Source organism: Vibrio sp. HS-50-1 (genome assembly GCF_024747315.1).
In the GTDB taxonomy this organism is placed as follows: Bacteria; Pseudomonadota; Gammaproteobacteria; order Enterobacterales; family Vibrionaceae; genus Vibrio; species Vibrio diabolicus.
Map to the genome: position 1 here is coordinate 1 of NZ_JAMPZF010000033.1, position 2,782 is coordinate 2,782.

Annotated in this window: 3 protein-coding genes; all 3 read left to right on the top strand. The window is 40.8% G+C overall.

Annotated features, from left to right (window positions below):
• Positions 1-352: GNAT family N-acetyltransferase (locus NDJ01_RS15255; protein WP_258586933.1), on the top strand; the 352-nt coding region annotated here is incomplete at its 5' end.
• Between the two features lie 129 nt (positions 353-481).
• A complete protein-coding gene (locus NDJ01_RS15260) occupies positions 482-1,693 on the top strand; it encodes a serine/threonine-protein kinase (protein WP_213867192.1) in 1,212 nt (403 codons plus the stop codon).
• Positions 1,694-1,841: 148 nt separating this feature from the next.
• A complete protein-coding gene (locus NDJ01_RS15270; RefSeq protein ID WP_140136569.1) occupies positions 1,842-2,675 on the top strand; it encodes a hypothetical protein in 834 nt (277 codons plus the stop codon).
• Positions 2,676-2,782 lie beyond the last annotated feature (107 nt).

The following is a 2,782-nucleotide window of genomic DNA, read 5'->3' on the forward strand; positions in this document are numbered from 1 at the left end:
GGATTATCGCGTTGTTAGTGTCGGTGGGGAAATACATAAGGTTCTGGGCGTAATCGACTTCTGTGTTGATGAACGTTATCGAGGGCAAGGTATTGGCTCTTTCATGTTGTCAGAAGTATCGTCATTTGCCGAAACTAAAGACGTTGATTTCATAATCCTCATATCTGACTTACATGATTTCTACTCATCAAATGGCTTTAACAAAGTTCAGTGTATGCAGTCTTGGTTAAGGCTTCACGAGCACACCAACTTTGGAGTTGCTGTAGAGCATATTGATGGACTGTATGTGAAACCACTCAGAGATAAGCAGTGGGGTGTTGGACATTTTGATTGGCTAGGTTATATGTACTAGTCAACCACAGGGCTAACAAAGCATTTAAGAGTGATTCGCAACGCTTGGCAGTTTCGCTTCGCTCAAGTATAGCCAAGCGCTGCTCACACCTTAATGCGGCGTTAGTATTCTTATAAAGTTCAGGGGTAAATGTTGGACGAGTATTCAATTCATCTAAAGCGACAAGGCTTTGACCTACTTGAGGATATTGGGCGTGGACTTTCTGGTAAAACCAAGAAAGCCAAGCAAAGCTCCTTGGAAAGGTACGTTGCCGTAAAGTTTTTCGATAGTGTATTAAATCGGAACAACTCCGATCTAAAGAAAAAGTTTAAGAGGGAATCGTTCATACTCGCAGAGGTGCAACATCCAGCGATTCCGTATGTCATCACTCATGGCGAAGTTAAATGTGAGCACGATTCAGTTCCGTACATCGTGATGGAGTATATCGATGGTACAAATTTAGAAGATCATGTTCAAAAGCATGGTGTAATAGAGCAACGACAGGTCATCACAATTGCAACTCAGATTCTTGATGCTCTGTCACTTGTGCATGCAAAGGGAATTATTCATAGAGATATAAAGCCCTCAAACATCATGCTATCGTCATCTGGCCATGCTTACCTGATCGATTTCTCCATTGGCTTTGCCCCTTCTGGAAATCCGAACTTAACAAGAGCAACAAGGACCGGAGACCATCTAGGTTCTGCAGAGTACATGTCTCCAGAGCAAAAAATCGATATGAAAAACGTTGATCGCCGTACTGATATCTATTCTCTGGGACTAACGCTCTGTAAATTGTTAACGGGCACACCAGCGCTCAAGGCACTGGACAAGACTGAGCTATCAGTTCCTTATGCTTTGCGAAACTTAATAAATAAGGCTTCAGAGTATGATGCAGATAATCGCTATCAAAATGTCGATGACATTTTGAGGGAATTAAAAAGCATTTCTGGCGCTGGGCATTTCGCTATAAACACACCAAGCAAAGCACTTTGCTCCAATTTAAAATGTCCAGATGCGCAATGGTCACCAAATGGGTTTTACAAGGGAGCTAACTTTACAGAAAACTGCATTGATATTCACTGTACTTCCTGTGGTGACAAATTAACCTATCAATGTACGTGTGGGTACCCAATAGCCGAAACCCGTTTCTGTGGTGGCTGTGGTAACGAGTTATTCAAAGTTCCTGAATGCAGTAGTTGTGGTTCCTATCTAAAGAAACAAGATATGGGTAAAGACACGTCAAAAGGTTGTAGCAAATGCTTGTCTAAACAAGTTCTACATCAGCCTCAACAGACTATTTGGGGGCAGCAGCTACAGCAACCGACTGGTATGGACTTTGATGATGATATTCCATTCTAGGAACAGAATACTAACAATCTGTTTAAGAGTGATTCGCAACGCGTGGCATTTTTACTATGCGTTGGTTTTAGTGTTTAAGGTGGTATGCAGTGGCATCGGTATTGCGTTGCTCACACCTTAACAGGGCGTTAAGTTTTATAGAGTAAGCATGAAGTTAAAAAAATTATTATCGTTAGATTTCATGAAAGACTTAGAGTCTTTGTTAGAAACTGAATTTGAGAAACAGTTATACGTAGCAAGCCTACGAAATTATGCATCCCATGGTAATCCCCTGAGATTTCATAACTTTGCTTTTTCGATGAGAGAGTTGGTATTACACGTAATTAAACGCAAAGCGCCACCGAAGCAGGTGAAGAAAACGACATGGTATGAAGTTGAAAGCACTTCCCACCCAGTGACTCGTCGGCAGCAATTAAAGTATTGTGCCCAGAGAAATATATCTGATGAATATTTAAAAGACGACTTGGAAATTCTAAATGAGTCGATAGAGGAGTTCTTATCTGAGTTCCATTTCTTTAACAAATATACTCATATTACTGAAAAGTATTTTACAGCTTGCCCGAAGCAATTCTTCCAAGATGCAAAGTATGTTGTTGGGTTAGCAGTGAGCTCATTAAGTCAATTAGAAGACATTGAGAGAATCGTTATTGATGCGGTGGAAAGTAAGGTTCACGATGCCGTTATTGATACAGCAGTGTCAGCTATCCCGGATAGTCTATCTATCTTAGCAAATCATGTTTATGTAGATTATACCGAAGTGGAAGAGATTGAGTGCTTGGGTATTGATGACCAATACATTCGAATGAGAGCAAAGGGTATCGTATATGTAACTCAAGAATATGGTCCCAAAAATGACATCTGCACTATGGATGAAAGTTACCCATTCACTCTTGATATGAAGTCACATGTCGAAAATCCAGAAGACTTTACTATCGAAGCTGAAGAACTCTCTGTCGATACTTCAGATTGGTACGGAGAATAAAACTTAACAAACTGTTTAAGAGTGATTCGCAACGCGTGGCATTTTTACCATGCGTTGCGTTAAGTGTTTAAGGTGGTATGCGGGAGCTTCGGTATTGCGTTGCTCAC

Bases quoted from the DNA above. Each gene is read 5' to 3' on its own strand.
- NDJ01_RS15260 (WP_213867192.1), top strand. From the start codon at position 482: ATGTTGGACGAGTATTCAATTCATCTAAAGCGACAAGGCTTTGACCTA.
- NDJ01_RS15270 (WP_140136569.1), top strand. From the start codon at position 1,842: ATGAAGTTAAAAAAATTATTATCGTTAGATTTCATGAAAGACTTAGAG.